The 22,713-nt window shown below is 64.2% G+C and carries 20 protein-coding genes and 1 tRNA gene; 13 read left to right on the top strand and 8 right to left on the bottom strand.

The window, feature by feature from the left end; all coding sequences use genetic code 11:
* Positions 1–30: 30 nt before the first annotated feature.
* The 5 genes from gltB to ACFXP9_RS05585 form a co-directional block, all read right to left on the bottom strand.
* Complete coding sequence (gltB, locus tag ACFXP9_RS05605) at positions 31–4,563, bottom strand: glutamate synthase large subunit (RefSeq protein WP_397206583.1); 4,533 nt, start codon at positions 4,561–4,563, stop codon at positions 31–33.
* Complete coding sequence (locus ACFXP9_RS05600) at positions 4,560–5,258, bottom strand: hypothetical protein (protein WP_397206581.1); 699 nt, start codon at positions 5,256–5,258, stop codon at positions 4,560–4,562. The genes gltB and ACFXP9_RS05600 overlap by 4 nt, the downstream gene beginning before the upstream one ends.
* Entirely contained in the window at positions 5,258–6,748 is a 1,491-nt protein-coding gene (locus ACFXP9_RS05595; RefSeq protein WP_397206579.1) for an NAD(P)-dependent oxidoreductase, read from the bottom strand. The genes ACFXP9_RS05600 and ACFXP9_RS05595 overlap by 1 nt, the downstream gene beginning before the upstream one ends.
* 181 nt (positions 6,749–6,929) lie before the next feature.
* Entirely contained in the window at positions 6,930–7,718 is a 789-nt protein-coding gene (locus ACFXP9_RS05590) for an undecaprenyl-diphosphate phosphatase (RefSeq protein WP_397206577.1), read from the bottom strand.
* Positions 7,719–7,739: 21 nt separating this feature from the next.
* The gene (locus ACFXP9_RS05585) at positions 7,740–8,726 is read right to left on the bottom strand and encodes a complex I NDUFA9 subunit family protein (protein WP_397206575.1); all 987 of its coding nucleotides are present in this window, start codon (positions 8,724–8,726) and stop codon (positions 7,740–7,742) included.
* Positions 8,727–8,940: 214 nt separating this feature from the next.
* Here ACFXP9_RS05585 and ACFXP9_RS05580 point away from each other — a divergent pair.
* A tRNA-Leu gene (locus tag ACFXP9_RS05580) sits at positions 8,941–9,025 on the top strand.
* Between the two features lie 163 nt (positions 9,026–9,188).
* On the opposite strand, the gene ACFXP9_RS05575 is transcribed toward ACFXP9_RS05580, so the two are convergent.
* Complete coding sequence (locus tag ACFXP9_RS05575) at positions 9,189–9,653, bottom strand: META domain-containing protein (protein WP_397206573.1); 465 nt, start codon at positions 9,651–9,653, stop codon at positions 9,189–9,191.
* A 156-nt stretch (positions 9,654–9,809) separates the two neighbouring features.
* On the opposite strand from ACFXP9_RS05575, the gene ACFXP9_RS05570 reads away from it, so the two are divergent.
* The 8 genes from ACFXP9_RS05570 (at position 9,810) to ACFXP9_RS05535 (ending at position 14,764) form a co-directional block, all read left to right on the top strand.
* The gene (locus ACFXP9_RS05570) at positions 9,810–10,424 is read left to right on the top strand and encodes a ribonuclease D (RefSeq protein WP_397206571.1); all 615 of its coding nucleotides are present in this window, start codon (positions 9,810–9,812) and stop codon (positions 10,422–10,424) included.
* Positions 10,425–10,433: 9 nt separating this feature from the next.
* Positions 10,434–11,378: a KpsF/GutQ family sugar-phosphate isomerase gene (locus tag ACFXP9_RS05565; protein WP_397206569.1), complete on the top strand. Its 945-nt coding sequence runs from the start codon at positions 10,434–10,436 to the stop codon at positions 11,376–11,378.
* 4 nt (positions 11,379–11,382) lie between these two features.
* Positions 11,383–11,949 (top strand): hypothetical protein, encoded by a 567-nt coding sequence (locus ACFXP9_RS05560; RefSeq protein WP_397206567.1) that lies wholly within the window; start codon positions 11,383–11,385, stop codon positions 11,947–11,949.
* A gap of 46 nt (positions 11,950–11,995) precedes the next feature.
* Complete coding sequence (gene lptA / locus ACFXP9_RS05555) at positions 11,996–12,481, top strand: lipopolysaccharide transport periplasmic protein LptA (RefSeq protein ID WP_397206565.1); 486 nt, start codon at positions 11,996–11,998, stop codon at positions 12,479–12,481.
* Positions 12,481–13,230: an LPS export ABC transporter ATP-binding protein gene (lptB, locus tag ACFXP9_RS05550; RefSeq protein ID WP_397206563.1), complete on the top strand. Its 750-nt coding sequence runs from the start codon at positions 12,481–12,483 to the stop codon at positions 13,228–13,230. The genes lptA and lptB overlap by 1 nt, the downstream gene beginning before the upstream one ends.
* Positions 13,231–13,374: 144 nt before the next feature.
* Positions 13,375–13,950, top strand: coding sequence for a ribosome hibernation-promoting factor, HPF/YfiA family (gene hpf, locus ACFXP9_RS05545; RefSeq protein ID WP_397206561.1), 576 nt, complete (start codon positions 13,375–13,377; stop codon positions 13,948–13,950).
* A 68-nt stretch (positions 13,951–14,018) separates the two neighbouring features.
* Positions 14,019–14,483, top strand: a complete 465-nt coding sequence (locus tag ACFXP9_RS05540; RefSeq protein ID WP_397206559.1) for a PTS sugar transporter subunit IIA — start codon at positions 14,019–14,021, stop codon at positions 14,481–14,483.
* 92 nt (positions 14,484–14,575) lie between these two features.
* Positions 14,576–14,764 carry a hypothetical protein gene (locus tag ACFXP9_RS05535; protein WP_397206557.1) on the top strand — a complete coding sequence of 63 codons (189 nt, stop codon included), beginning with the start codon at positions 14,576–14,578 and terminating at the stop codon, positions 14,762–14,764.
* Positions 14,765–14,871: 107 nt separating this feature from the next.
* Here the strand turns inward: ACFXP9_RS05535 and ACFXP9_RS05530 are convergent, their stop codons facing one another.
* Positions 14,872–15,741: a branched-chain amino acid aminotransferase gene (locus ACFXP9_RS05530; protein ID WP_397206555.1), complete on the bottom strand. Its 870-nt coding sequence runs from the start codon at positions 15,739–15,741 to the stop codon at positions 14,872–14,874.
* A gap of 149 nt (positions 15,742–15,890) precedes the next feature.
* Here ACFXP9_RS05530 and ACFXP9_RS05525 point away from each other — a divergent pair, with 149 nt between their 5' ends.
* The gene (locus ACFXP9_RS05525) at positions 15,891–16,406 is read left to right on the top strand and encodes a MarR family winged helix-turn-helix transcriptional regulator (RefSeq protein WP_397206553.1); all 516 of its coding nucleotides are present in this window, start codon (positions 15,891–15,893) and stop codon (positions 16,404–16,406) included.
* 10 nt (positions 16,407–16,416) lie between these two features.
* Positions 16,417–17,187, top strand: a complete 771-nt coding sequence (locus tag ACFXP9_RS05520; RefSeq protein WP_397206551.1) for a response regulator — start codon at positions 16,417–16,419, stop codon at positions 17,185–17,187.
* A 403-nt stretch (positions 17,188–17,590) separates the two neighbouring features.
* Here ACFXP9_RS05520 and secA read toward each other — a convergent pair whose 3' ends face one another.
* Positions 17,591–20,296, bottom strand: coding sequence for a preprotein translocase subunit SecA (gene secA / locus ACFXP9_RS05515; protein WP_397206549.1), 2,706 nt, complete (start codon positions 20,294–20,296; stop codon positions 17,591–17,593).
* Positions 20,297–20,506: 210 nt separating this feature from the next.
* Between secA and ACFXP9_RS05510 the strand changes: the two genes are divergently transcribed.
* Complete coding sequence (locus ACFXP9_RS05510; RefSeq protein WP_397206547.1) at positions 20,507–21,337, top strand: foldase protein PrsA; 831 nt, start codon at positions 20,507–20,509, stop codon at positions 21,335–21,337.
* Between the two features lies 1 nt (position 21,338).
* Positions 21,339–22,712 carry a bifunctional glutamate N-acetyltransferase/amino-acid acetyltransferase ArgJ gene (argJ, locus tag ACFXP9_RS05505; RefSeq protein ID WP_397206545.1) on the top strand — a complete coding sequence of 458 codons (1,374 nt, stop codon included), beginning with the start codon at positions 21,339–21,341 and terminating at the stop codon, positions 22,710–22,712.
* Position 22,713: the final 1 nt, after the last annotated feature.

The raw sequence follows: 22,713 nt of genomic DNA, 5'->3' as shown, positions 1-22,713 counted from the left end.
CCGGGTTCCATGGTCAGATCGGCGCGGCCATCACTGTGCCGGCATCGCCGCCAGATCGCCGGTTTCGGCCAGCGGATGCTTCAAATGCGGCAGCATCTCGCGCGGGCAGACTTGCAGGAAATGCGCCTTTTCCTCGGCCCAGTTCTGCAAGATTTCGGCGGCGCGGCGGCTGCCGGTCTCGGTGTGGTGACGTTCGATCAGGGTTTTCAGCTCGGCCTCCCAATGGGGGTGGGTGACCGCGCAGGTGACCAGCGATTCCATGTTGATGTAATCGCCTGCCACCCCCTCGGGGTCATACAGATAGGCCATGCCCCCGGTCATGCCTGCGCCAAAATTGGCGCCGATGCGGCCAAGGATCACCGCCACACCGCCGGTCATATATTCGCAGCCATTGGTGCCGCAGCCCTCGATCACCACTTTCGCGCCGCTGTTGCGCACCGCAAAGCGTTCCCCGGCGCGGCCCGCGGCAAACAAAAAGCCATTGGTCGCGCCATACAGGACCGTGTTGCCGATGATGGTGTTATCGGCGGCCACCAGCGGCGAGATCATCGGCGGGCGCACGGTGATGGTGCCGCCCGACAACCCCTTGCCGACATAGTCATTGGCATCGCCCGAGACTTCGATCTTCAGCCCCGGCGCGGCAAAGGCCCCCAGCGACTGACCCGCGCTGCCGGTCAGACGCACCGTCAGGTGGTCGGCCTGCAGCTTGTTGCGCATCCCGAAGGTCTGCACGATCATCGAACTGGTGCGCGTGCCGACGGTGCGCTGGGTGTTGCGCACAGCATAGGACAGCTGCATCTTTTCGCCATCGCTGAAAAAGCGTTCCGCGTCGCGGATGATCTCGGCGTCCAGCGTGTCCATCACGGCGTTGCGCGGCTTGGACCGGTCATAGACGATCTTGTCCCAGCCATCGACGGTGATCAGCAGCGGGTTCAGGTCCAGATCGTCCAGATGCGCGGCGCCACGGCTGACCTGCGTCAGCAGATCGGCGCGGCCGATCACCTCGTCCAGCGAACGCGCGCCGATGCCGGCCAGAATTTCGCGCACTTCCTGGGCATAGAAGGTGATCAGGTTCACCACCTTGTCGGCGCTGCCGTTGAACATGGCGCGCAGCTTTTCATCCTGCGTGCACACACCCACGGGGCAGGTATTCGACTGGCACTGGCGCACCATGATACAGCCCATCGCGATCAGCGCGGCGGTGCCGATGCCGTATTCCTCGGCGCCCATCATCGCGGCCATGACGATATCGCGCCCGGTGCGCAGGCCCCCATCGGTGCGCAGGGTCACACGTTCGCGCAGGCGGTTCATCGCCAGCACCTGATGCGCCTCGGTCAGGCCCATTTCCCAAGGCAGGCCCGCGAATTTGATGGATGTCGCCGGGCTGGCCCCGGTGCCGCCGTTGTGGCCCGAAATCAGGATGATATCGGCCTTGGCCTTGGCCACCCCCGCCGCAATGGTGCCCACGCCCGACGACGCCACCAGTTTGACGGTGATCTTGGCGCGCGGGTTGATCTGTTTCAGGTCATAGATCAGCTGCGCCAGATCCTCGATGCTGTAAATATCGTGATGCGGCGGCGGCGAAATCAGGGTCACGCCCTTGGTCGAATGGCGCAGACGGGCGATCAGGTCGGTGACCTTCATGCCGGGCAACTGGCCGCCCTCGCCGGGTTTGGCGCCCTGCGCCACCTTGATTTCCAGCTCTTCGCACGAATTCAGGTATTCCGCCGTCACCCCGAACCGGCCCGATGCCACCTGCTTGATCTTGGCGCAGGGGTTGTCGCCATTGGGGAAGGGGTTCTGATGCGCCGGGTCTTCGCCGCCCTCGCCGCTGTCAGATTTCGCGCCGATGCGGTTCATGGCGATGTTCAGGGTCATATGCGCCTCGGGGGACAGCGCCCCCAGCGACATGCCCGGCGTCACGAACCGCTTGCGGATGCTGGTGATGGATTCCACCTCTTCGATGGGCACCGGCTTGCCAAGCGGCTTGATGTCCAGCAGGTCGCGGATGTGGATCGGCGGGTTCGACCGCATCGCCTTGGAATATTGCTTCCACACGTCAAAGCTGGCTTTTTCGCAGGCCAGTTGCAGCAGCCGCATGGTGTTGGCTTCCCAGGCGTGTTTCTCGCCCGAGCGGCGCAGCTTGTAAAAGCCGCCCACCGGCAGCAGGTCGGCATCCTCGGCAAAGCCCTTGGCGTGAATATCCTCCAGCTTGTGCTGGATGCCGTGCAGGCCGATGCCGGAAATGCGCGAGTGCATACCGGGGAAATATTCCGCGACCATGGCCCGCGACAGGCCCACCGCCTCGAAGTTCAGGCCGCCGCGATAGGATGACAGCACCGAAATGCCCATCTTGGCCATGATCTTCAGCAGGCCCTGATCCACCGCCTCGCGATAGCGGCGCATGTTGTCAACCAGCGAACCGGTCAGCAACCCGCGTTCAATGCGGTCGGCAATGCTGTCCTGCGCCAGATAGGGGTTCACCGTGGTCGCGCCACAGCCGATCAGCACCGCGAAATAATGCGGGTCGATGCATTCGGCGGACCGCACATTGATCGAACAGAAGGTGCGCAGGCCCTTGCGGGTCAGCCAGCTGTGCACCGCGCTGGTGGCCAGAATCATCGGCATGGCGATGCGGTCGGGGTTTTGTTCCTGATCCGTCAGCACGATGTGACCGGCGCCGGACCGCACGGCATCCTCGGCCTCGGCGCGGATGCGGGCCAGCGCCTGACCCAGCGCCTCGGGGCCGGCATCATTGTCAAAGGTGCAGTCGATGACCGTCACATTCGGCCCGAACTGTTCCATCAGCTTGCCGAATTCGCCATTCGCGACAAAGGGCGATTCCAGCAGCAAAATTTCGGTCTGCGCGCTGGACACGTCCAGCACGTTCTTCAGGTTGCCGAACCGCGTGTTCAGCGACATCACCCGGCTTTCGCGCAGGCTGTCGATGGGCGGGTTGGTGACCTGGCTGAAATTCTGGCGGAAGAAATGCGACAGCGGCCGGTATTGGTTCGACAAAACCGCCGATGGCGTGTCGTCGCCCATGCTGGCCAGCGCTTCCTTGCCGTCCTCGGCCATGGGGGACAGGACGTTTTCCAGATCCTCGATGGAATAGCCGGCGGCGATCTGACGGCGGCGCAGATCCTCGCCGGTCAGGTTCACGCGTTCGGGCACATCGGCCATCAGGTCGTTCAGCCTGACGATCTTTTCCAGCCAGTCGCCAAAGGGCTGGCTGGCGGCCAGCTGGTCCTTGATTTCGGTGTCGTGATACAGCCGGGCCTCGACCATATCGACGGCGATCAGCTGCCCCGGACCCAACGCGCCTTTTTCGCGGATGGTGGCTTCCTCGACCGGGACCATCCCGGCCTCGGACCCGGCGATCAGCAACCCGTCGGTCGTCACCACATAGCGCATCGGGCGCAGGCCGTTGCGGTCCAGCCCGCCGCAAACCCAGCGGCCATCGGTCATCGCCAGCGCGGCAGGCCCGTCCCACGGTTCCATGACCGAGTTGCAATAGGCATACATATCCGCCCATTTCTGCGGCATGTCAGTGGTGGCCTTGGACCATGCCTCGGGGACCAGCATGGTCTTGGTCATCGGCGCGTTGCGGCCTGACCGGACCATGACCTCGAACACGGCATCCAGTGCGGCACTGTCGCTGGACCCGCCGGGGACGATGGGCTTGATTTCCTCGGCCAGTTCCCCGAACGCGGACGAGGCCATGCGGATCTCGTGGCTTTTCAGCCAGTTCAGGTTGCCTTTCAGGGTGTTGATTTCGCCGTTATGGGCCAACATGCGGAAGGGCTGTGCCAGCCACCATTCCGGGAAGGTGTTGGTCGAATAACGCTGGTGATAGATGGCGAAAGCCGACTGGAAGCGGTCGTCCTTCAGGTCGGGATAGAATTCGGCCACCTGTTCGGCCAGCATCATGCCCTTATAGATGATGCTGCGGCACGACAGGCTGGCGAAATACAGCGGCCCGGCCTGCGCGGCGGTGGCGGCCTTTTCGATGCGGCGGCGGATGATATACAGCTCGCGCTCGAACGCTTCGGCGTCGATATCCTTTTCACAGCGGATCAGGATCTGCTCGATCTCGGGGCGGGTGGCATTGGCCTTTTCCCCCAGAACCGCGGTGTTCACCGGAACGTGGCGCCAGCCATAGATGTAATGGCCCATGCGCAGAACCTCGGATTCCACGATGGTCCGGCAGCTTTCCTGCGCGGCGAAATTGGTGCGCGGCAGGAACACCTGACCCACGGCGATCAGCTTGGCCGTGTCCGGCTCGTGCCCGGTGCGGCGGATCTGGTCGTAAAAGAACGGCACCGGGATCTGGACGTGAATGCCCGCGCCATCGCCGGTCTTGCCATCGGCATCCACCGCGCCGCGATGCCAGATCGCCTTCAGCGCGTCGATGCCGTTCTGGACCACCTTGCGCGACGGCTTGCCGTCGATGCTGACGACCAGACCCACGCCGCAGGATGCGTGTTCGTCATCCTTGCGATACAGGCTGTGTTCCGCCATCCAGTCGCGGCGGGCTTCTTCGCTGGCTTGCCAATCCTTCATAGCGTGGCCTTTCTGTCGCTGTGCTGCGCCATGATCATGTCGCAGTCATATTCAGGTGTGGTCGAGCCGAACCCCGGCTCGTCCGGAAAATCAAAGCGGGCGGGGCTGTGGTCAAAGCGCTGCGGCTGGCCGGTGCCATCGTCAAACACCTCGGACCCGCCGAAAAAGCGGCCCATCGCGCGGCTGACATATTGGCCGCCATGGTGCTGAAACAGCACCGCGCCGTTTGCGTCCTGCGCGGTCAGCCGGAACTGTGTGCGCGCCAGCGTCACCCCGTCAATGGTCACATCCTGCCCGGTCAGGCGGTCGCTGCCGCGATAGCGGATGCGCGTCCCGTCCCCCAGCTCGGTCCAGAAGTCGAAACTGTCATGGCCGGTCGCGATCAGCGTCGAAAACGAGGCGTCATCGGCGGCGCCTGGCAGCAGGGTTTCGGTCAGGCCCTGCGCGTCGGTGCTGTCCAGCCAGCGGGTTTCGGCGTCGATATGGTCGTCATAGACGCGGCCCTGACGGTCAAAGCTGACACTGCGCCGGTCGCCGGGTGCGTCGCTGTCGCAGCGCAGGTGCTGGGTGACGGTGCAGCCGTGGTTTTGCACCGTCATATCCAGCACACAGCCCGCCGGCGGGGCAAAGCGCCCCCCGGCCAGCCCCGGCCCGGCCAGCAGGCACAGCGCAAGGATGAACGCCGCGCGTGCCATCATTGCGCCGCGATACGGTCCGCGCCGGTCAGCCAGGTCGAGATCTGGTCAGCGGCCTCGCGACCGTCACGGATGGCCCAGACCACCAGCGAGGCGCCGCGCACGATATCGCCCACCGCGAACACGCCCGGAAGGCTGGTCATATGGGTGTTGAAATCGGCCTTGATGGTGCCCCAGCGCGTAACCTCCAGCCCGTCGACACCCCATAATTTTGGCAGGTCTTCGGGTTCGAACCCCAGCGCCTTGATGACCAGTTCGGCCGGTTCGTCGTAATCGGCCCCCTCGATCAGTTCGGGCGACTGACGCCCCGACACATCGGGTGCGCCAAGGCGCATTTTCTGGACCCGCACGGCGCTGATGGCGGGCTGTTCGGTGCCGCCCATGTCGGCTTCCTGCGCGGCACCCGCGATGCCCGGCACATGCCCGACAAAGCCACCGGGGGCGGACAGCCAGACGAATTCGACGCCCTCTTCCTCGGCGTTCTGAACCTCGCGCTGGCTGCCCGGCATATTCGCGCGGTCGCGGCGATACAGGCATTTCACGCTGGTTGCGCCCTGACGGATGGCGGTGCGCACGCAATCCATCGCGGTGTCGCCGCCGCCGATGACGACGACGCGCTTGCCGGCGGCGTTCAGTTCGCCATCCTCGTAATCGGGCACATCATCGCCCAGATCGACGCGGTTGCTGGCGGTCAGGTAATCCAGCGCGCGCACCGCGCCATTGGCGCTGGCATTGTCGATATCCAGATCGCGGGTTTTATAAACGCCGGTGGCGATCAGCACCGCGTCATGTTTGCCGCGAATGGCGTCGAAGGAAATATCCTCTCCGACATTGGCGTTCAGCACGAATTCGACGCCGCTTTCCTCCAGCTGGCGGTTGCGGCGTTCGACCACGTCCTTTTCCAGCTTGAAACCGGGAATGCCATAGATCAGCAACCCGCCCGCCCGGTCGTGGCGGTCATAGACGGTGACCTGAAACCCCATCCGCCGCAAACGGTCCGCGGCGGCCAGCCCGCCCGGACCGGCGCCGATAATGCCGACCGATTCGCTGCGTTCCACCGCGGGTCTGACAGGCTGGACCCAGCCCTGTTCCCACGCGGTGTCGGTGATGTATTTTTCGATGGCGCCGATGGTGACGGTGCCGTGGCCCGACTGTTCGATGACGCAATTACCCTCGCACAGGCGGTCCTGCGGGCAGATGCGGCCACAGATTTCGGGGAAAGTGTTGGTTTCCTGACTGCGGCGATAGGCCTCTTCGGTGCGGCCCTCGGCGGTCAGGCGCAGCCAGTCGGGGATGTTGTTGTGCAGCGGGCAATGCGACTGGCAATAGGGCACGCCGCACTGGCTGCACCGGCTGGCCTGTTCGCGGGCCTTTTCGGCGGCGAATTCGCGATAGATTTCATGGAAATCCCCGGCACGTTCATCGGCCTGCCGTTTTTCCGGCATCTGGCGGTCGATCGTGACGAATTTCAGCATTTTTTGCGTGGCCATGGCTGCGCACCCCCAAAATCGTTCATCGCTGGCATATCGCAGCGTGTCCGGGGTTAAAAGACAGCAATGCTGACCTTTATTTAAGTTTTTCGCGGCCTGACGATGATTTTCGGCATCCTGACTGAAAAACTAGGACAGTTATTGTTACCTATATTGCCGAAAACCCTTGCTGCGCTGGCCCTCAGACCACCAGCCCTTTCCAGGCAAGACCCAACAGCAGCAGGCCAAATACGATGCGATAGACGGCGAAGACGGTGAACCGGTTCGACCGGATAAAGCCAAGCAGCCATTTCACCGCGATAAAGGCCGTCACGGTTGACACCGCAAAGGCGATCCCCAGCGCGGTCCAGTCCTCGTCGACATTGCTGCTGTGTTTCAACAGCGAATAGGCGCTGGCGGCATACATGGTGGGGATGCCGACCAGAAACGCGAATTCGGTCGCCGCCGCCCGGTTCGAGGTGCCAAGCAGCATCGCGGCAAAGATCGTGGCACCCGACCGCGAGGTGCCGGGAAAAATGCCGGCGACGATCTGGGCGATACCGACGGCGATCACCACCTGCCATGTGATGCGTGTGGAATCGGGCAGCCGCGCCGCCAGCGATTCGGCGGCGATCATCCACACCCCGCCAATCACCAGCGCCCATGCGATGGGGGTCACGGTCTCGGGCAGTTCGAAACCCAGTTTCTTGACCACCAGCCCCAGCACGGCGGTAATGCCAAAGGCGGCCAGCAGCTTGATCAGGTAATCGCGGTTTTCCGGCTGGTTCCAGCCAAGTGCCAGATCCACCAGCCGCCGCCAATAGATCAGCGTCACGGCCAGAATCGCCCCGGCCTGAATGACAATGTTATAGGTGTCGGACCGCGCCCCCAGCCATTGTTCCGCCAGCAACAGGTGGCCGGTGCTGGAAATGGGCAGAAATTCGGTAATACCCTCGATCACCCCGAGGATAACATCATTCAGATAGGGCAAGGGGCTGATCCTTTGGCGGCGTCAGTGCGGGCGCAGGTTCCGGGCCGAGGCCATGATGTCGTCATACTGACCGCCATGCCGGAACCGCCACAGATATTGCGGGATCACCGCCATGGCCGAGGTCGGCACGATCCCCAGCGCGTCAAAGCCGCGCGCGCCATCAGCCACCACATTGTCGTGGCGCAGCAGGCGCACCTGATCGCGGGTCAGCACCCGGTTGGTCAACAGCCCGCCGGTCAGCGTCTGCACAAGGTCGAACGCCCCGCCGACAAGACCGGCCATCCAGAACGGCAGGTTGATGACGCCCCGGCGCTTGCGCGTCACCTCCAGCACCTGAGCGACCATTTCGCGCACGGTCAGCACGTCGGGACCACCCAGTTCATAGATCCCGGCGGGGGCTGTGCCTTCGGCGCCCATGACGGCGGCGGCGGCGACATCCTCGACAAAGACGGGCTGCATCCGGGTATTGCCCCCGGCAATCGACATCAGCGGGCCAAAGCGGGTCAGCCCGGCAAAACGGTTATAGCTGCCATCGCCATTGCCGAACATGACCGAGGGCCGCAGGATCACGGCGTCGGGGCGGTGGCGCAGAACCTCGCCCTCGCCCTTGCCCTTGCTGGCGGCATAGGCGCTGTCGCTGTCAGGGTCGGCGCCGATGGCCGAGACATGGACGAAATGATCCACCCCGGTTTCGGCTGCCAGCCGCGCGATGCGGGCGGCACCGTCATGCTGAACCGCGTCGAACCGGTTCCTGCCCTCGCGCACCAGAATACCGACACAGTTGATCACCGCATCCGCCCCGGCCATGGCCGCGCGCACCGACAGGTCGTCGCGGATATTGCAGGGCACCGGCTGGACCTGACCGACGGCGCCATAGGTGCGCACGAACAGCGCCTCGTCCGGGCGGCGCACGGCGACGCGCACGCGCCAGCCCTTCGCGGCCATCAGGCGCGCGATCTGCCGCCCCAGAAAGCCCGAACCCCCATAGATGGTGACCAGTTTTGCCATGACATCATCCCCGCAAAGGCGTGCGCGGTCCGAAAACCGCCTTATTCTGCTGCGTGATAGCGCGCGACGCGCCTGCGGGCAAGCGCGCCGGTGCCGCGCCCGCCTGACGGTCCGGTTCTGCGGTTGCGAAAAAAATCGCGGGCCGGATGATTTTTTCGAAAATAGCTGTTGACGCCCCCCTGAACTGGCCTTAGTAACCCCCCTCACGCGGCCTGCCCAGGTGGCGGAATTGGTAGACGCGCACGGTTCAGGTCCGTGTGTCGCAAGACGTGGAGGTTCGAGTCCTCTCCTGGGCACCAAAAAACCCCCGGCTTCGGCCGGGGGTTTTTGTTTTTGCGGCAGGCCCCTGAAATTCCAGCATTTCATCCGTTTCGGCGGCAATGAAAAAGGGGCGACCGCATGGCCGCCCCGATGTGTTTTTCCAGTGTCGAGACGCGGATGCCCGGTCACTTGCGGGCAGGGTCACTTGCGGGCGGGCGCGGCCTGTTTTTCCAGCAGGAACGACTGGCCGGCGGGACCGGACAGCACCATCTGGTTGGCGCTGCGGGCGACGACGCCCATCGACTGGCCCATCAGGTCAAGGCCGCGCTGTTCCTGACGGTCCAGCTTGCCACCACAGGCCATCTGGGTAACCGCCAGCGGGCTGATGGTGATGACATTGCCGGCCATGGTATAGGTGCCGCTGAACTGGTTACAACCCAGAACCCCCGACACCGCGCTGTCGGTAAAGCTGACGCGGGTGGCGTTGGGGTCCACGGTGGCAATGCCGCCGATGCTGGCAACGCGCCAGTCCCCCTCAAGCGGCAGGCCGTTGGCGGGGCTTTGCGGTGGCACCGGCTCGCACGCGGCCAGCAGGGTGGCGGCAGCGACGGCACCCAGCGCCAGCGGCGCGCGGGCGGACAGGCGGTTAAACGGGCGGGATTTCATGGCGGGTTCCTTCCTGTGGCATGGGGCAAGCGTTGGCTTTGCAACAAAAATCCCCGCAGGATCGTTCCTTGTAAAGACGGTTTTGCCGCTGCTGTGGTCTGGAAAACACAGTGCGGGTGATTTATGCCGCGCATAACCGCATCACAGGGGTGTTTCATGACCATCCATCTTTATCAGAACGACCTGCCCGACGGGCTGGACCTTGGCCCCGTCGTCGCCATCGACACCGAGACGATGGGCCTTGACCCGCGCCGCGACCGGCTGTGCCTTGTCCAGATGTCCGCCGGCGATGGCGAGGCGCATCTGGTCCAGATCGCGCGCGGCCAGACCAGCGCGCCCAATCTGGTGCGGATGCTGACCGACCCGGCGGTGCTGAAGCTGTTCCATTTCGGCCGTTTCGACATTGCCGCGCTGGAAAGCACCTTTGGCGCGGTGACGGCGCCGGTCTGGTGCACCAAGATCGCGTCCAAGATGGTGCGCACCTTTACCGACCGGCACGGGCTGAAATACCTGCTGAACGAACTGGTCGGGGTCGATATTTCCAAGCAGCAGCAGACCAGCGACTGGGGCGCGGCGGATCTGTCGGACGCGCAGCTGGAATATGCCGCCAGCGACGTGCTGCACCTGCACCGCCTGAAGGCCGAACTGGAAAAGCGCCTTGAACGCGAGGGGCGGATGGGTCTGGCGCAGGCCTGTTTCGACTTTCTGCCTGCCCGTGCCCATCTGGACCTGATGGGCTGGGGGGATGAAAACGACATTTTCCGGCACTAGGTTGCGCTTATGACCAGTTACATCGACACCGCCCGCCGCGTGATCCGCACCGAAGCCCAGGCGCTTGACCTGCTGGCTGACCGGCTTGGCCCCGAATTCGACCGCGCCGTTGACCTGATTCTGGCCGCAAAGGGCCGGGTGATCGTGTCGGGCATGGGCAAATCCGGCCATATCGGGCGCAAGATCGCCGCGACGCTGGCCAGCACCGGCACGCCCGCGCAATTCGTCCACCCCGGCGAGGCCAGCCATGGCGACCTTGGCATGGTGACGCAGGGCGACGTGGCGCTGGTGCTGTCCAACAGCGGCGAAACCCCCGAGATTGCCGATATCGTCGCACATACGCGGCGCTTCTCGATCCCGCTGGTCGGGGTGGCGGGGCGCGATGGCTCGACCCTTTTGCGGCAATCGGACGTGGCGCTGCTGCTGCCCGCCGCCCCCGAGGCCTGTGGCTCGGGGATCGTGCCGACGACCTCGACCACGATGACGCTGGCGCTTGGCGATGCGCTGGCCGTGGCCCTGATGGAGCATCGCAAATTCACCCCCGACCATTTCCGCACCTTCCACCCCGGCGGCAAGCTGGGGGCGCGGCTGGCGCGGGTGGGCGACCTGATGCATGGCGACATGCCGCTGGTGGCCCAAGACGCCCCCATGTCCGAGGCCCTGCTGACCATCAGCCAGAAGGGCTTTGGCGTGACCGGCGTGACCGGGCCGGACGGGCGGCTGGTCGGCATTATCACCGATGGCGACCTGCGACGTCACATGACCGGGCTGCTGGACCAGCAGGCCGCGCAGGTGATGACCCCGGCGCCGCGCACCATCACCGCCGATCAGTTGGCCGAGGCCGCGCTGGCGCAGATGCAGGACCGCAAGATCACCTGCCTGTTCGTGGTCGATGACGGCCAGCCGCGCGGTATCCTGCATATCCATGACTGCCTGCGGGCGGGGATGGTTTAAGGCGATGCTGCGGTCACGCGTCGTGGCCTTGCTGAAGGTGCTGCTGCCGCTGGCGGCGCTGGCGCTGTTGTCGACGCTGTTCCTGCTGGCCCGCCAGCCGGGGGGCGATGGTGGGCTGCCTTATGCCGATGTGCGCCGCGATGCCATGCAGGGCGATGCCCAGATCCGCGGCCCGCATTTTTCCAGCGTCACCAGCGACGGCGCCATGGTGGCGCTGTCGGCTGAACAGGCCACGCCGGGGGCCGGGGGCGGCGCCGCGTCAGAGGTGGTGCTGAACTGGCAAAGCCCTGACGGGCTGTCGGCTGACCTGACCGCGCCTGCGGCACAGATGCGCGACGGCCTGATCGGGCTGACGGGCGGTGTGCGGATGCAGACCAGCAATGGCTGGCGGCTGGACAGCGACACGCTGTCGGCATCCACCGATCACAGCCTGATCACCGCCGATGGCGGGGTGCGGGGAACCGGGCCTTTGGGCCGGGTCGAGGCCGGCCAGATGCAGCTGCGCCGCGATGCCGATGGTCAGGCGGTTCTGGATTTAACCGGCGGCGTTCATTTGATATATCGCCCCTGAAACGAACCGGCGCCCGGCCTGCGGGTGCCCGCTGAAAGGACCGTTCATGTTCCGCGCCGCGCTGTTCTGTCTTGCCATCGCTGCCCCCTGTGCCCTGCCGGCTGCGGCCCAGACCACGGCGTTCGGCGCCATGACCGCCGACACCAAAGCGCCGGTGGACCTGTCCGCCGACAGCCTTCAGGTCGACCAGAAAACCGGCCATGCGGTGTTCAGCGGCAATGTGGTGATCGGGCAGGGCGACATGCGGCTTGGCGCGCAAAAGGTGGTGGTCGAATATGTCCCCGGTGACCGCCGCAAGATCGCCCGCCTGCACGCCAGCGGCAATGTGACGCTGGTCAGCGGCCCCGACGCCGCCGAGGCCGCCGAGGCCGTGTACGAGGTCGAAACCGGCATCATCACCCTGACCGGCGATGTGGTCATGGCGCAGGGCCAGAACGTGCTGTCGGGCAACCGCATGACCGTCGATCTGGCACAGGGCAGCGCGCGGGTCGATGGCCGGGTGCGCTCGGTCCTGCAACCGGGCGGCAACTGATGGGCGGGCTGCAACCGCCACTGGCGCAGGGGCTGTCGGTGCGGGGGATGCGCAAATCCTATCGCAGCCGGCTGGTGATTCGCGATGTCTCGCTGGACCTTGCCAGGGGCGAGGTGGTGGCCCTGATGGGGCCGAACGGGTCGGGCAAGACCACCTGTTTTTACGGCATTGCCGGGCTGGTGCGCCCGGATGCGGGGGTGGTGTCGATTGACGGGCAGAATGCCAGTAACCTGCCGATGTATCGCCGCGCGCAGATGGGCATCGGTTACCTGCCACAGGAAATGTCGATCTTTCGCGGCCTGACGGTGGAACAGAACATCATGGCCGTGCTGGAGGTCAGCACCCGCGATCGCCACCGCCGCAATGAACGGCTTGAGGAATTGCTGGGTGATTTTTCCATCGGCCACCTGCGCAACGCCCCGGCCATGGCCCTGTCGGGCGGCGAACGCCGCCGGGCCGAGATTGCGCGCTGTCTGGCCTCGGACCCGAAATACCTGCTGCTGGACGAACCCTTTGCCGGGGTCGACCCGATCGCCGTGGCCGAGATCCGCGAACTGGTCCATGACCTGAAATCGCGCGGCATCGGGGTGCTGATCACCGACCATAATGTGCGCGAGACATTGGGCATCGTCGACCGCGCCTATATCCTGCATGACGGCCATGTCATCAAGTCCGGCACCACGGCGGAAATCGTCGCTGATTCGCAGGTGCGTCAGGTTTATCTGGGCGACCAGTTCACGATGGGCTGACGCCCGTTGACAGTCGCGGCGCAATGTTCCCAAATGGTTATACGGCCCTGTTCCGGTGCGTCATCGGGGCGGGGGCGACACCTCTCTGACCGGCCCCTCGCCGGCACGGTGCGTGGGCCGATCGGGCAACCGAAAGGACATAAAATGCGCTATCAGATCAGCGGAAAACAGATCGACATCGGCGACGCCCTGACCAGTCACGTCAAAAGCGAACTGGATGAAACCATAGCCAAATACGCGCAGCGTCCGACCGACGCGACCGTCATCTTTTCCCGCGATGCGCACAAGTTCCTGTGCGAGGCGACCGTGCATCTGTCCACCGGCCTGACCGTTCAGGCCAAGGGACAAGCGACCGAGATTTACGCCGCCTTCGACGCCTGCCGCGAAAAGATGGACAAACAGCTGCGCCGTTACAAGCGGCGGCTGAAAGACCATCACAGCGACCGCAAGGCACCGGTTGAATATGGCGCCGCAGACATGTATGTGCTGCCCGCTGACGAGGATGCCTGGGAATCGCAGGATGGCGATTTGCAACCCATCATCATCGCGGAAATGGAAACCCGTGTGCCCACCCTGTCGGTGGGCGATGCGGTGATGCAAATGGAATTGGCCGGCGTCCCGCTGCTGGTCTTCCGCAACGAGAAACATGGCGGGGTCAATGTCGTGCATCGCCGTGAAGACGGCAATGTCGGCTGGATCGACCCCCGCAGTCTGAAATAAGCGCCGCAATCTTTGCGGCCGTTTGCCACGGTCGGTCAGCCCGGCCGTGGCGAGGGATAGCCGAAGATATGCAGATCAGCGATATTCTCAGCCACGGTGCCGTGCGCACCGTTTCGCAGATGTCCAGCAAGAAACGTATGTTGCAGGAACTGGCCGAAATGGCCCAGGCGCAATACGGGCTGGATGTCTCGGACACGCTGGATGCGTTGCAGGAACGCGAAAGCCTTGGGCCGACCGGGGTCGGTCATGGCGTGGCGCTGCCCCATGCCCGCCTGCATGGGCTGGATTCGGTGGTCGGGCTGTTCATCCGGCTGGACAAGCCGCTGGATTTCGACGCCGTGGACCGCCAGCCGGTCGACCTGATCTTCGCGCTGCTGGCCCCCAAAAGCGGCGGCGTCGATCACCTCAAGGCGCTGGCGCTGGTGTCGCGGACCTTGCGCGATGCGGAATTGCGCGAAAAGCTGCGGGCCAATACCGACCCCACGGCCCTTCATGCCGTGCTGACCACGGGGCAGGGGGTCAAGGCGGCCTGACAGGGCCATTCGCCTGACCCCGATACCGGCCTGAACCCAATGACGCGCTGGCGCGTTACCCCTGTGCCAACCACAGCGACAAGGGGGATGTCATGGCCAAAGAACCGCTTGATCATGCACATGAAACCGGCGATGGCCGGGTGCGCAACTATACCGAACAGGACCGTCAGGACGGCACCCACCCCGCCGTTGACGAACTGACCAAACGCCCGCATGAGCGGGGCGAAGGCAATCGCAAAATGCAGGAATATCTGCGCATTGATCGCGGCGACAAGGCCTGATCCGGCGCGCGCGGGGGGCCGCGCCTGCCCGCTCAGGTCGGGAAAACGACGCAAAAGGGGCGGTCTGAACCGCCCCTTCTTGTCTCTCATCCGGTGTGGGCGCCGTTTCAGGCCCGCACCAGCGCCTCGTAATTGTCCGAAATCTTGCGGGTGATTTCCCCCACGGTAAAGGTGAAATCACCGATCTGGCCGACCGGCGTGACCTCGGCTGCGGTGCCGGTCAGGAAGCATTCGTCGAAATCGGCCAGTTCCTCGGGCAGGATGCGGCGTTCGATGACTTCAAGCCCCATTTCGCGCGCCATGGCGATAACGGTCTGGCGGGTGATGCCGTTCAGAATCGCGTCCGCGATGGGGGTGTGGATAACGCCGTCCTTCAGGAAAAAGATGTTGGCGCCGGTCGCCTCGGCCACATAGCCGCGCCAGTCCATGAACAGCGCGTCGGAACAGCCCTTGGCCTCGGCGGCGTGTTTGGACATGGTGCAGATCATATACAGCCCCGCCGCCTTGGCCTGCGAGGGGATGGTTTCGGGGCTGGGGCGCTTCCATTTGCTGATGTCCAGCTTGGCGCCCTGCCATTTGGCATCGCCGTAATAGGCGCCCCATTCCCAGGCCGCGACGGCCATGCGCACCGGGTTACGCTTGGCCGAAACGCCCATATCCTCGCCCGAGCCGCGCCACGCCACCACGCGGACATAGGCGTCCTCGAACCCGTTGGCCGCCAGCACTGCGCGCTTGGCCTCTTCAATCTGGTCGACGCTATAGGGCAGCGGCATGTCCAGCATCGCCGCCGAATCAATCAGGCGCTGGGAATGTTCGCGCGATTTGAAGATCTTGCCGGCGTAACACCGCTCGCCCTCGAAGACGCTGCTGGCGTAATGCAGGGCATGGGTCAGGATGTGGACATTGGCATCGCGCCAGTCCACCAGCCTGCCATCCATCCAGATCTTGCCGTCGCGGTCATCATATGCGCCTGCCATCTGCGCCTCCTTGTGTTTCAGATTGTTGCGCGTCCTGCCTGCTGTTGATACAGAAAGTTGCGTAACTTGGCTTTTCGGCTATCAATCCATTCTTGGAAAGTCAATAACTCTGCCATAGTAACGGTGCAAAGCCGCAGAAAGGAATCCGCATGGCCGTCCCCCGCCCGAACCTGCCGACTGGTGAAAGCCTGCTGTTCCTGACCGACGATCAGCTGCGCCGCGGGATCGAGGCGATGTTCTTTGCCTATCGCGCCTTCACCGCCGACCCCGATGCGATCTTGCAGGAACTGGGTTACGGCCGCGCCCATCACCGCGCGCTGCATTTCATCCACCGTGATCCCGGCCTGACCGTGACCACCCTGCTGTCGGTGCTGGGGGTGACCAAGCAATCGCTGAACCGCGTGCTGCGCGCCCTGATCGAGGACGGGCTGGTCGACAGCCGCGTCGGGCGCCGCGACCGGCGCGAGCGTGAATTGCGCCTGACCGAAAAAGGCGACGCATTGGAACGCCGCCTGTCCGAGGCGCAGCGCGCGCGGATGCGCGCCGCCTATCGCAGCGCCGGTCCGCAGGCCGTCGCCGGCTTCCGGCAAGTGCTGGAAGCGATGATGGACCCCGAGATGCGGCGGCAGTATCAGGCAATGAAGGACTTGCCCGAAATCAGCTGACGGACCCGCCATGACTGACCCCGCCGCCTCTGACACCGACATTCCGGGCACCCCCGGCCCCGCACCCGCCGACAGCGTTGCGGAAAGCGCCAGCCACCTGCTGGTGGTCGATGACGACGAACGCATCCGCGCGTTGCTGGGCAAATTCCTGACCCGCCACGGCTATATGGTGACCAGTGCGCGCGATGCGGCACAGGCCCGGCGCTTGCTGTCGGGGCTGGCCTTTGACCTGATCGTGCTGGACGTCATGATGCCCGGCGAGGATGGCTTCAGCCTGACCCGCGATCTGCGCCAGCGCATCGACACCCCGATTCTGCTGCTGACCGCGCGTGGCGAAACCGGTGACCGGATCGAAGGGCTGGAAAGCGGCGCCGACGATTACCTGCCCAAGCCCTTTGAACCGCGCGAACTGCTGCTGCGCATCGCGGCCATCCTGCGCCGGGTGCCCCAGCCCGACCCGATCGGGCCAAAATACCTCAGCCTTGGGGCCATGCGCTATGACACCAGCAAGGGCGAGCTGTGGCAGGGCGATACCCCCCTGCGCCTGACCGGAACCGAGGCCGCATTGCTGCGCCGACTGGCCGAAACCGCAGGCGAGCCCGTCAGCCGTCTGGCCCTGATCGAGCATCTGGGCCGGGGCGGCGATGATGGTGGCGACCAGTCAGAACGCGCCATCGACGTTCAGATCACCCGCCTGCGCCGCAAGATCGAACCCGACCCGCGCGAACCGCGATTCCTGCAAACCGTTCGTGGCGCCGGCTATATGCTGATGCCGGAATAAACGCCCCGAAAGGGCTGCCGCTGCCCCCAGCCTTGCAACCCTGACGGCCCGCAAAATATTCACCAGCCACCAGCCACCAGCCACCAGCCACCAGCCACCAGCCACCAGCCACCAGCCACCAGCCACCGCGCGATGTCCTAACCGTCCCGATCTTTACATGGCCTGCCCCCGTTCCTGTTGCGTTAACACTGCGCCCACATCCGGGGTTTACGCCATCACCGGTTAAAATCAGGTAAACCGCTGCACATTTTTTCAAAAACTTTCAGCTTGGCCCAAATATCCTCGGCTGGGTGAATGGCCGCAGGCCAGAGGGAGGGCAGAAAGCCCTCCCTTCCCTTCCCCATAAAAAAACCGGATGCGCGTGAACGCATCCGGTCGGTTCGGGTCAACCGTAATCGCCCGATCAGGCGAAACGGCCGTGGCAATGTTTGAACTTCAGCCCGGATCCACAGGGGCAGGGGTCGTTGCGCGACGGGTTGCCCCAGGTCGTGGGGTCGTTTTCGTCAAACCCCGCCACACGGCCCGTGGCTTCGCCGCCTTCGGCCTCTTCATGTTCGGGCTGCATGGCGGCCTGGGTGGCCTGTTGCTGCGCCTGATACTGGCGCATCATGTCCTCGCGCTCCTCGTCGGTCAGCGGGCGGATCTGCGCCAGACGCTGGGTGACATCACCGCGCAGGCTGTCCAGCAGGTTTTCGAACAGCTGGAACGCCTCGGTCTTGTATTCCGACAGCGGGTCGCGTTGGGCATAGCCGCGGAAACCGACGACGCTGCGCAGATGTTCCAGCGTCACCAGATGCTCGCGCCATTTCTGGTCGATCATCTGCAACAGAACCTGCTTTTCGATCTGGCGCATGTTTTCGGGGCCGAAAGCCTGTGCCTTGTCGGCCATGTATTTATCCGTGGCTTCTTCCAGCCGTTCGCGCAGGACATCCTGATCGACGCCATCCTCGGCGGCCCAGTCGTCCATCGGCAGGATCATGTTCAGCCGGTCGGCCACGGCCTGTTTGGCGCCATCCGTATCCCATTGTTCGGCATAGGTCTTAGGCGGCATATACTGGTCGACCAGATCGTCGATGACTTGCAGGCGCATGTCGCGGGCGACCTCTTCGACCTCGTCGGAATCCATGATCTCGCGGCGCTGGCTGAAAACCGCCTTGCGCTGGTCATTCATCACATCGTCGAATTTCAGCAACTGCTTGCGGATGTCAAAATTGCGGCCCTCGACCTTGGCCTGCGCGCGTTCCAGCGACTTGTTGACCCAAGGGTGAACGATGGCCTCGCCTTCCTTCATCCCCAGCCTGGACAGCACCGCGTCCAGCCGGTCCGAGCCAAAGATCCGCATCAGGTCGTCTTCCAGCGACAGGAAGAACAGCGACCGCCCCGGATCGCCCTGACGGCCGGATCGCCCGCGCAACTGGTTGTCGATGCGGCGGCTTTCGTGGCGTTCAGTGGCCAGAACGAACAAACCGCCCGCGTCCAGAACGCGCTGTTTTTCGTCGGCATGTTCGGCCTCGATCCGCTGGCGCAGGGCGTCGGGGTCGGCCTCGGGGTCGGCGGCCAGCGCCTCCATCACCTTCATCTCGACATTGCCGCCAAGCTGAATATCGGTGCCGCGCCCGGCCATGTTGGTGGCGATGGTCACCGCCCCAAGCTTGCCGGCATCCGCGACGATCTGGGCCTCGGCCTCGTGCTGGCGGGCGTTCAGGACGTTATGGGGAATGCCCGCCTGCGTCAGCATGGCCGAAAGCATCTCGGATTTTTCGATGCTGGTGGTGCCGACCAGCATCGGCTGGCCCTTGGCGTGGGCCTCCTGGATGGCCTCCAGCACGGCCTGATACTTCTCGGCCGCGCTGCGATAGACGCGGTCATGTTCGTCGATGCGTTGGATCGGGCGGTTGGTTGGCACCTCGACCACACCCAGCTTATAGATCTCGGCGAATTCCTCGGCCTCGGTGGCGGCGGTGCCGGTCATGCCCGACAGCGTGTCGTAAAGGCGGAAATAGTTCTGGAACGTGACCGAGGCCAGCGTCACGTTTTCGGGCTGGATCTCGACATTTTCCTTGGCCTCTATGGCCTGATGCAGCCCGTCTGACAGGCGGCGACCGGCCATCATCCGACCGGTGAATTCGTCGATCAGCACCACTTCGCCATCCTTGACGATATAGTTCTGGTCGCGGTGGAACAGCTTATGCGCCCGCAGTGCCTGATTGGCGTGATGCACGATGGTGGTGCTTTCGGGGTCATACAGGGTCTGCCCCTCGGGCAGGATGCCGGCCTCGGACAGGCGCTGTTCCAGAACCTCGTTGCCCTCTTCGGTGAAGGTGGCGTTGCGGGTTTTTTCGTCGACCTTGTAATGCGCCTCGGTCAGGTCGGGCATGAAGGCATCCAGCGTGCGATACAGCTCGCTCCGGTCCTGCGAGGGGCCGGAAATGATCAGCGGGGTCCGGGCCTCGTCGATCAGGATGCTGTCGACCTCGTCGACGATGGCAAAGAAATGGTCGCGCTGGACCATTTCCTCAATGCTGCCCTTCATATTGTCGCGCAGATAATCGAACCCCAGTTCGTTATTTGTCGCATAGGTGACATCGGCGGCATAGGCGTCGCGCTTTTCCGCGTCGGGCTGTTGCGGATAGACGACCCCGGTGGTCATTCCCAGCGCGGCAAAGACCTTGCTCATCCATTCGGCGTCGCGCTTGGCCAGATAGTCGTTGACCGTGACCACATGCACGCCGCGCCCGGCCAGCGCGTTCAGATAGGCGGGGAAGGTGGCGACAAGGGTCTTGCCCTCGCCGGTTTTCATTTCCGCGATATTGCCCTGATGCAGAAAGATGCCGCCCATCAGCTGGGTGTCAAAGGCCCGCAGCCCCAGCGCCCGGCGCGCAGCCTCGCGACAGTTGGCAAAGGCTTCGGGCAACAGCTTGTCCAGGCTTTCGCCGCCTTGGGCGCGCTGTTGCAGTTCGCGCGTTTTGGCGATCAGCTCGTCATCGGTTTTCGACTGATAGTCGGGTTCAAGCGCGTTGATCTGCGCCACAAGCGGGCGGGTCGCCTTGATTTTGCGGTCATTGGGGGTGCCAAAAACCTTTTTCGCCAGTTTACCAAATCCAAGCATAGAGCATCCCAAACAAAGGCGGTCGCGTTCTGGTGAAAGCGCGTGGTCGTCGGGCCACTTGCCCGAACCGTCCGCCTTGCCTATCAAAAGCCTGAAGATATGGGGCGGGCGCGCCTTTCCGGTTGGGCCGGATGTATGCCTCGCCCGCCAGACTGTCAACGCTTGCACCCTGTCACGACGCCGTGGCCGGGCCGACATACAGGACCGATCATGCTGAAATCGCTGCTTTCCGCCACTGCCTTTGGTGCCCTTCTGGCGCTGCCTGCCATGGCGCAGGATGCCGGAACGGTCGTTGCCACCGTGAATGGCGAAAACATCACCCTTGGCCAGATGCTGTTGATGAAGGACGGCATGGGCGAACAGGCCGCGAACCTGCCCGATCAGGCGCTGTGGGACATGCTGCTGGACCAGCTGACCCGTCAGGCCGCGGTTGCGCAGCAGGGTGAAAAGCACATCACCGCGCGCGACACGGCCGCGATGCAGCTTGACCGCCGGGCGTATTTTTCCTCGACCGCGCTGGAAAAGGTGGCTGCCCCCGAACCCACCGAGGCCGAGGTCAAGGCCCTGTATGACCAGACCTTCACCGCCGATGCGCCGCAGACGGAATATCACGCCGCGCATATCCTGCTGGAAACCGAAGAGGCCGCAAAGGCCGTGCGGGCGCTGGCCGATAAGGGCGACGATTTCGCACAGCTTGCCCGCGAAAAATCGACCGGCCCGACCGGTCCGAATGGCGGCGATCTGGGCTGGTTCACCACCGACAGCATGGTCCGGGAATTTGGCGATGCCGTCGCGGCTATGAAACCGGGCGATATTTCAGGCCCGATCCAGACCCAGTTCGGCTGGCATGTGATCAAGCTGATGGACAGCCGCGCCAAAGAGGCCCCCAGGCTGGAAGAAATCCGCGACCAGCTGGTCATGCAGATCCGCCGCCAGCGCGTCGAGGCCGAGATCGAGAAACGGGTCAAGGATGCCGAGGTCAAAAAGACCCCCGACCTGTCGCCCGACCTGTTGCAGAAAACCGATCTGTTGGAGCAGTAAGATGGCCAAATCCGGCAAGAAGATCGAAAAGCTGAAAAAGCTGGAAAAGAAGATCAGGAAAATCGCCAAACGCGCCGAGGCCGCCGAAGCCGAGGCCAGCGCCGCCATCGCCGCCGCCCCTGCGGCCAAATCGGACAGCGCGGTCTCGCCGCTGGCGCCGGCGGGCTTTCCCGACCTGCCGGTTATTGACGGCGTGCGCTTCGCCAGTGCCGGGGTGGGGGTGAAATACAAAAATCGCACCGATGTGATGCTGGCGCATCTGGCACCGGGCACGGCGGTGGCGGGGGCGTTTACCCGGTCATCCACCCGCGCGGCCTGTGTTCTGGACTGTCAGGACAAGCTGAAAGGCCAGCAAAACACCAATCAGGGCGCGGCCATCGTGGTGAATTCGGGCAATGCCAATGCCTTTACCGGCGCGCGCGGTCAGCAATCGGTCGATGCCATCTGCGCCGCCGCCGCTGCCGCGCTGAACGTGCCGGCGGGGCGGGTCTTCACCTCGTCCACCGGGGTGATCGGGGAACCGCTGCCCGATGACCGCATCACCGCGGCGCTGCCCGATATGGTGACCGCGCTGAACGCCGCCGGTATCGCGGATGCGGCGCGGGCGATCATGACCACCGACACCTTCCCCAAAGGCGCCAGCGCCGAGGTGCAGGGCGAGGGCGGCCCGATCCGCATTGCCGGGATCGCCAAAGGATCAGGGATGATCGCGCCCGATATGGCGACGATGCTGGTCTATATCTTCACCGATGCCACCATTCCGCCCGGCCTGTTGCAGCGGATGCTGTCGCGCCAGCTGGACGACACGTTCAACGCCATCACCGTGGACAGCGACACCTCGACCTCGGACGCGCTGATTCTGGCGGCCACGGGCACCTCGGCTGCCAGGCCGATCCGCGACATGCGGTCGAAACCGGGGCGCGATTTCGTCGCCGCCCTGCATGGGGTGATGCTGGATCTGGCGCAGCAGGTGGTGCGCGATGGCGAAGGCGCGACAAAATTCGTCGAGGTGCAGGTCACCGGCGCGGCCTCGGGCGGGGATGCGCACCGGGTGGCGATGGCGATTGCCAATTCGCCGCTGGTCAAGACCGCCATCGCCGGCGAGGACGCCAATTGGGGCCGCGTCGTTGCGGCGGTGGGCAAATCCGGCGCGAAAGCCGACCGTGACCTGCTGACCATCCGTTTTGGCGACATGGTGCTGGCCGAACAGGGCTGGCGGTCCCCCGATTATGACGAGGCCGCCGCCAGCGCCTATATGAAGGGCGACCATCTGGTCATCGGCGTCGATCTGGGGCTGGGGAAATTCGCCCGCACCGTATGGACCTGCGATCTGACCCACGGCTATATCGACATCAACGCCGATTACCGGTCGTAAG

This window comes from Paracoccus jiaweipingae (assembly GCF_044335505.1).
In the GTDB taxonomy this organism is placed as follows: Bacteria; Pseudomonadota; Alphaproteobacteria; order Rhodobacterales; family Rhodobacteraceae; genus Paracoccus.
Note: the sequence above shows the minus strand (reverse complement) of the source record. Positions and strands in the feature narration are given on the sequence as shown.

Coding starts and splice junctions, on each gene's coding strand:
- secA (WP_397206549.1), bottom strand. CDS start 20,296: ATGCTTGGATTTGGTAAACTGGCGAAAAAGGTTTTTGGCACCCCCAAT.
- ACFXP9_RS05530 (WP_397206555.1), bottom strand. CDS start 15,741: ATGGCAGGCGCATATGATGACCGCGACGGCAAGATCTGGATGGATGGC.
- gltB (WP_397206583.1), bottom strand. CDS start 4,563: ATGAAGGATTGGCAAGCCAGCGAAGAAGCCCGCCGCGACTGGATGGCG.
- ACFXP9_RS05565 (WP_397206569.1), top strand. CDS start 10,434: ATGACCAGTTACATCGACACCGCCCGCCGCGTGATCCGCACCGAAGCC.
- ACFXP9_RS05520 (WP_397206551.1), top strand. CDS start 16,417: ATGACTGACCCCGCCGCCTCTGACACCGACATTCCGGGCACCCCCGGC.
- ACFXP9_RS05585 (WP_397206575.1), bottom strand. CDS start 8,726: ATGGCAAAACTGGTCACCATCTATGGGGGTTCGGGCTTTCTGGGGCGG.
- lptA (WP_397206565.1), top strand. CDS start 11,996: ATGTTCCGCGCCGCGCTGTTCTGTCTTGCCATCGCTGCCCCCTGTGCC.
- ACFXP9_RS05525 (WP_397206553.1), top strand. CDS start 15,891: ATGGCCGTCCCCCGCCCGAACCTGCCGACTGGTGAAAGCCTGCTGTTC.
- ACFXP9_RS05540 (WP_397206559.1), top strand. CDS start 14,019: ATGCAGATCAGCGATATTCTCAGCCACGGTGCCGTGCGCACCGTTTCG.
- ACFXP9_RS05560 (WP_397206567.1), top strand. CDS start 11,383: ATGCTGCGGTCACGCGTCGTGGCCTTGCTGAAGGTGCTGCTGCCGCTG.
- ACFXP9_RS05595 (WP_397206579.1), bottom strand. CDS start 6,748: ATGGCCACGCAAAAAATGCTGAAATTCGTCACGATCGACCGCCAGATG.
- argJ (WP_397206545.1), top strand. CDS start 21,339: ATGGCCAAATCCGGCAAGAAGATCGAAAAGCTGAAAAAGCTGGAAAAG.
- ACFXP9_RS05535 (WP_397206557.1), top strand. CDS start 14,576: ATGGCCAAAGAACCGCTTGATCATGCACATGAAACCGGCGATGGCCGG.
- ACFXP9_RS05600 (WP_397206581.1), bottom strand. CDS start 5,258: ATGGCACGCGCGGCGTTCATCCTTGCGCTGTGCCTGCTGGCCGGGCCG.
- ACFXP9_RS05575 (WP_397206573.1), bottom strand. CDS start 9,653: ATGAAATCCCGCCCGTTTAACCGCCTGTCCGCCCGCGCGCCGCTGGCG.
- ACFXP9_RS05570 (WP_397206571.1), top strand. CDS start 9,810: ATGACCATCCATCTTTATCAGAACGACCTGCCCGACGGGCTGGACCTT.
- lptB (WP_397206563.1), top strand. CDS start 12,481: ATGGGCGGGCTGCAACCGCCACTGGCGCAGGGGCTGTCGGTGCGGGGG.
- ACFXP9_RS05510 (WP_397206547.1), top strand. CDS start 20,507: ATGCTGAAATCGCTGCTTTCCGCCACTGCCTTTGGTGCCCTTCTGGCG.
- hpf (WP_397206561.1), top strand. CDS start 13,375: ATGCGCTATCAGATCAGCGGAAAACAGATCGACATCGGCGACGCCCTG.